Here is a 5,286-nt window from a genome sequence, read left to right as displayed (position 1 = left end):
TGTCTACGCCGCCAAGATCGTGCAGGATCATAATCCGTTGCTTGACGATCCGATTTTCCGCCGCTTCTTCGGAGTACCCGGCCAGCACCCCGAGCAAATGCAGCGTTCGCTCGGCTCGGGGGTGATGGTCGATCCGTCCGGCCTCGTGGTGACCAACAACCACGTCATCGAGGGGGCGGATCAGGTCAAGGTCTCGCTGTCCGACAAGCGTGAATTCGAAGCCGAGATCGTGCTCAAGGACACCAGGAGCGATCTGGCCGTGCTGCGCCTGAAGGGGGCCAACGAAAAATTCCCGACGCTGGACTTCGCCAATTCCGATGAATTGCAGGTTGGCGATGTCGTGCTCGCGATCGGCAATCCATTCGGCGTGGGGCAGACCGTCACCCACGGCATCATCTCGGCGCTCGCCCGCACCCAGGTCGGCATCACCGACTATCAGTTCTTCATCCAGACCGATGCGGCGATCAATCCCGGCAATTCGGGTGGGGCGCTGGTTGATATGACCGGCAAGCTCGCGGGCATCAATACCGCGATTTTCTCGCGCTCCGGCGGCTCACAGGGCATCGGCTTTGCGATCCCGGCCAACATGGTGCGCATCGTGGTGGCATCCGCCAAGAGCGGCGGCAAGGCCGTCAAGCGGCCCTGGCTCGGCGCGCGGCTGCAGGCGGTGACATCGGAAATCGCCGAGACGCTCGGCTTGCGTCGCCCAACCGGGGCGCTCGTCGCCAATGTCGTGCCCGGCAGCCCCGCAGCGAAAGCCGGGCTCAAACTGTCCGATCTGATCGTCGCCATCGAAGGGCAGACGGTCGACGATCCCAACGCTTTCGACTACCGCTTCGCGACGCGCCCGCTGGGCGGAGCGGCCGAGATCGATGTGCAGCGCGCAGGCCGGCTGGTCAAGTTGTCGGTGCCGCTTGAGACCGCACCCGACGGCGGACGCAGTGAAATCGTGCTGACGACCCGTTCGCCGTTCCAGGGGGCGAAGGTCGCCAATATCTCGCCGGCGGTAGCGGACGAGATGCATCTGGATGCCGATACCGAAGGCGTGGTCGTCACCGATATCTCCGATGACTCAACCGCTGCCAATGTCGGTTTCCAGAAGGGCGATATTATCGTTGCCGTGAACAACCAGAAAATCGCCAAAACCAGCGACCTCGAGAAGGCGACGCGTGACAGTTCCCGGCTCTGGCGGATCAAATTGTTGCGCGGCGGGCAGCAGATCAACGTTACACTCGGCGGATGAGCCGAAACCAGAAACAGCAAGGCACAAACCTCTTCGCCGCCGCGGGGCTATCGCAGGACGCCCCGCATCCATTGCCCGACCGGATGCGGCCGCGAACGCTCGCCGAGGTCGTCGGTCAGGATCACATTCTGGGCCCGGACGGCGCGCTGACGCGCATGCTCGAGACGCGAACCCTTGGCTCGCTGATTTTCTGGGGACCTCCGGGTACCGGCAAGACCACCGTGGCGCGGCTATTGGCGGATGCAACGGAGCTGCATTTCGAGCAGATTTCCGCGGTGTTTTCCGGCGTCGCCGACCTGAAGAAGGTCTTCGATGCAGCGCGCGCACGGCGCGAGACCGGCAAGGGAACGCTGCTCTTTGTCGATGAGGTGCACAGGTTTAACCGAGCGCAGCAGGACTCGTTTCTTCCGGTGATGGAAGACGGCACCGTGGTGCTGGTCGGCGCCACCACCGAAAATCCATCATTCGAGCTCAACGCGGCGCTGTTGTCGCGGGCGCGCGTCTTGGTGTTTCATTCGCTCGATCCCGCGGCCATTGAAAGACTGTTCATTCATGCCGAGACGATCGAGGGGCGAAAGCTGCCGCTGGATGCGGAAGCCCGCGCGGTGCTGGTGCGCATGGCCGACGGCGATGGCCGCGCCGCGTTGACATTGGCCGAGGAAGTCTGGCGCTCCGCGCGCGGTGGCGAAGTCTTCGACGCGGCGCAGTTGCAGGCGATCCTGCAGCGCCGCGCGCCGATCTACGACAAATCTGCCGACGGTCATTACAACCTGATTTCGGCGCTGCATAAGTCGGTGCGCGGTTCCGATCCGGACGCCGCGCTTTATTATCTCGCGCGCATGATGGATGCCGGCGAAGACCCGCTGTTTCTGGCGCGGCGCGTGGTGCGCATGGCGGTGGAAGACATCGGGCTTGCCGATCCACAGGCGCTCGTGATCTGCAATGCCGCCAAGGACGCCTACGACTTTCTGGGCTCGCCGGAAGGCGAACTCGCGATTGCGCAGGCCGTGATCTATCTCGCGACCGCGCCGAAATCCAACGCCGCCTACAAGGCGTTCGGCGCCGCGATGCGGACGGCGAAGGAGGCCGGTTCGCTGCTGCCGCCGAAACACATCCTGAATTCGCCGACCAAGCTGATGAAACAGGAAGGTTATGGTGAAGGCTACGACTACGACCACGACGCGCCGGACGCGTTCTCCGGGCAGGATTATTTCCCGGAAAAACTCGGCCGGCGGACCTTTTACGATCCGCCCGATCGCGGCTTTGAACGCGAAATCCGCAAGCGTCTCGACTATTGGGAGAAGCTCAGGCGGGAGCGGAGCGCGAGATAGGGGCGATGGCTTCGCAGACCGCGCTTCCCAGGGATCGCTTTATTTTCCTGTCTTGACGAAATCCAGGATCTGATCGGTCAGCCGGGTATCGCCGGTGTTGATCGAATACACTTCCGACATGTGACTGTGCTGCGGCAACATCACGGCGCGCGCGCATCCGCTTGGGCGCTTGCAGGTGGCTTCCTTGAAAAGTTCGAGCTGCTTCACAAAGACAGGCAAATCGAGCTCCGAGCTCACCGCCATCAGGGGAATGTCCGTTTTCAAGAGACCCGGGAGGGATGACTGACTGGCGTAGCGCGACGCGTCGTCGCCATAATAAGTCCGTACGGGTGCGCCGACAGCGCCGGTGGTCAGATCGTAGGTCGCGGACACCATGATCGCGCCTTTCACGCCGCCGTTCTTCACCTTGTAGAATTCCGGATGCGACACGTAGTTGGCAACATGGAATGCGCCGGCCGAATGTCCCATCAGGTAGATGCGTGACGGATCGCCGCCGCGTTCGCCGATTTCTTTCGAAACCCATTGGACGGCAGAGGCGACGTCTTCGGCGCCTGCGGGCCAGGGAAACTGAGGCGCCAGACGGTAGGTCATGTTGACGCCGATGAAGCCGTTCTTGACCGCCCACAGCATGATGTTGTCGTAGAAGGGGCTGTCGGGCAGCCGCTTGTTGCCGCCGATGAACGCGCCGCCGTGGACGAAGATCAATACGGGCCGGCCGGATGTCGTGACCTGCGGCATGAAGATATCGAGCAAGTTGCGCTCGGCAGGGCCATATTTGAGGTCGCGCTCGACCCTGAAGCCAAAATAGGGCTCTTTCGGCTGCAGGGGCGCATAGAGCCTGGCGGTGGCCGGAGGGTCGATGACGCGGCCAAGTTCGGCGAGCTTTTTTGCGATGTCCGGGGGCATTGGACCTTCCGCGGCCCATGCCGATGCAGCGATCGCAGCCGCAGCGCCGGCCAACGCCGACCTTGTAAAACCGCGCTTCGCTGCCAACTGCACCCGAAATACTCCTTGAAAAGTCTCCAAGCCGCGAACCATGGCCGATCCGGCACTGCTTTTGTATTCATTTCGCCGTGACGAGTCCCGGCTTTTGCGTTACCCAATGTCCCCTTTGGAGCCACAATTGAGATGAGCCGACGCACCCGAAAACCGCTGCCGAAACGCCGAGCGGGCGATCGTCCGAAAGGCGCGAAGCCCTTTCGTGGGTCCGAGGGACGGCCGCAGGGACATCGACCCGCCGGCAAGCCCCAGCGTATTGCGGCCCCGGTCCCGCGCGCGCCGAAGCTCGTGGCGGCAGCACCGCCCCCTGAGGCGCTGTTGCCCACTAAAGTGCAGACGGTGACCGTGACGGCGGACGAGAACAACATGCGTGTCGATCGCTTCCTGGAGGCGCGCTTTCCCGGCCTGTCGTTCTCCCACATCCAGCGCATCGTTCGTAAAGGCGAGTTGCGCGTCAACGGCAAGCGCGCCGACAGCAAGGATCGCCTGGAGGAAGGCCAAAGCGTTCGCATTCCGCCGCTGAAACTGGAGACGCCGCGCGCGACCGCGCACCTCTCGGAAGCCGGCGCCAAGACGCTGGCCGCGCTGAAAGAGATGATAATCTACGAGGACGACGACGTGCTCGTACTGAACAAGCCGGCGGGCCTGGCGGTGCAGGGCGGCTCCGGCACCACGCGCCACCTCGATCAGATGCTGGAAGTGATGCGCGACGCGAAAGGGCAAAAGCCGCGTCTGGTGCATCGGCTGGACAAGGAAACATCGGGCTGTCTTCTGGTTGCGAAGACGCGATTTGCCGCGAGCGCACTGACCGGATCGTTCCGCCATCGCTCGGCGCGCAAGATCTATTGGGCGCTGGTGGCCGGCGTGCCGAAGCCGAAGCAGGGCCGCATCTCGACCTTCCTTGCCAAGGACGAGAGCGAGGAAGATTCGATCATGCGGATCGCCGAGCATGGCGATGAGGGCGCAAGCCACGCCGTCACCTATTATGCGGTCGTGGAAACCTCGGCCCAAAAGCTCGCCTGGGTTTCGCTGAAGCCGGTGACCGGGCGAACCCACCAATTGCGCGCGCATATGGCCCATATCGACCACGCCATCGTCGGGGATCCCAAGTATTTCAACAAGGAAAACTGGGAGTTGCCGGGAGGCTTGCAGAACCGGCTTCACCTTCTGGCGCGCCGGATCGTCATTCCCCATCCGCGCGGCGGCGTGATCGATGCGACGGCGCCGTTACCGCCGCATATGTTGCAATCATGGAACCTGCTTGGCCTTGAAGCCGACCGCTTCGATCCGATCGAGCACGCGCCGGAAGAGTGATCTTGCGGTTCTTCCGTTGCCGCACGACATATCGCCGATGAAGCGATTTTTCCTGGTGGTCTGTTTGACTGTCTCGGCATTCGCCCCCGCGGATGTTGCGCTGGCTCAGGTGCAGATTGTTCCGCCCGGTGGATCGCAATTCAATCCGCCGTTGCCGAAACCTCCGCCCGGACCCAGGATCGAGGTGCCGGTGGTCCCGCAAATGGATGCGTCACCACGCCAGAGCTTTCATGCGACGCCGCATCCGTCGTTCAGCGACAAGATCACGACCTGTCTGGAGGAGGGCGCTGCAGCCGGGCTTGGTCCCGGTGATCGTGATTCCTATTCGCGCGCCTGTGCGAACAGCCGCTAGCGCTCTGGTTGCGATATTGCGCGAGAAACGCGCGCAAGGAATCGCGC

The 5,286-nt window shown here is 62.9% G+C and carries 5 protein-coding genes; 4 read left to right on the top strand and 1 reads right to left on the bottom strand.

Annotation, left to right across the window (positions count from 1 at the left end; genetic code table 11):
- Both WB528_RS13310 and WB528_RS13305 read left to right on the top strand, forming a co-directional pair.
- Positions 1-1,243 (top strand): Do family serine endopeptidase (locus WB528_RS13310; protein WP_423888878.1); only part of this gene is annotated, 1,243 nt, incomplete at its 5' end.
- Positions 1,240-2,574: a replication-associated recombination protein A gene (locus tag WB528_RS13305; RefSeq protein ID WP_423888877.1), complete on the top strand. Its 1,335-nt coding sequence runs from the start codon at positions 1,240-1,242 to the stop codon at positions 2,572-2,574. The genes WB528_RS13310 and WB528_RS13305, both read left to right, overlap by 4 nt.
- Positions 2,575-2,613: 39 nt before the next feature.
- On the opposite strand, the gene WB528_RS13300 is transcribed toward WB528_RS13305, so the two are convergent.
- Entirely contained in the window at positions 2,614-3,480 is an 867-nt protein-coding gene (locus WB528_RS13300) for an alpha/beta hydrolase (protein ID WP_423888876.1), read from the bottom strand.
- 222 nt (positions 3,481-3,702) lie between these two features.
- Here WB528_RS13300 and WB528_RS13295 point away from each other — a divergent pair, with 222 nt between their 5' ends.
- Together WB528_RS13295 and WB528_RS13290 are read left to right on the top strand one after the other, a co-directional pair.
- Entirely contained in the window at positions 3,703-4,887 is a 1,185-nt protein-coding gene (locus tag WB528_RS13295; protein ID WP_423888875.1) for an RluA family pseudouridine synthase, read from the top strand.
- A gap of 37 nt (positions 4,888-4,924) precedes the next feature.
- Complete coding sequence (locus WB528_RS13290; RefSeq protein ID WP_423888874.1) at positions 4,925-5,239, top strand: hypothetical protein; 315 nt, start codon at positions 4,925-4,927, stop codon at positions 5,237-5,239.
- The last annotated feature ends 47 nt before the right edge of the window (positions 5,240-5,286 follow it).

The sequence above is a fragment of the Bradyrhizobium sp. genome (assembly GCF_049586575.1).
Taxonomy (GTDB): domain Bacteria; phylum Pseudomonadota; class Alphaproteobacteria; order Rhizobiales; family Xanthobacteraceae; genus Bradyrhizobium.
This window is presented reverse-complemented; position numbering and strand designations above follow the sequence as displayed.

Excerpts from the sequence above, each read along its gene's own strand:
- WB528_RS13305 (WP_423888877.1), top strand. The coding sequence starts at position 1,240 with ATGAGCCGAAACCAGAAACAGCAAGGCACAAACCTCTTCGCCGCCGCG.
- WB528_RS13295 (WP_423888875.1), top strand. The coding sequence starts at position 3,703 with ATGAGCCGACGCACCCGAAAACCGCTGCCGAAACGCCGAGCGGGCGAT.
- WB528_RS13300 (WP_423888876.1), bottom strand. The coding sequence starts at position 3,480 with ATGCCCCCGGACATCGCAAAAAAGCTCGCCGAACTTGGCCGCGTCATC.
- WB528_RS13290 (WP_423888874.1), top strand. The coding sequence starts at position 4,925 with ATGAAGCGATTTTTCCTGGTGGTCTGTTTGACTGTCTCGGCATTCGCC.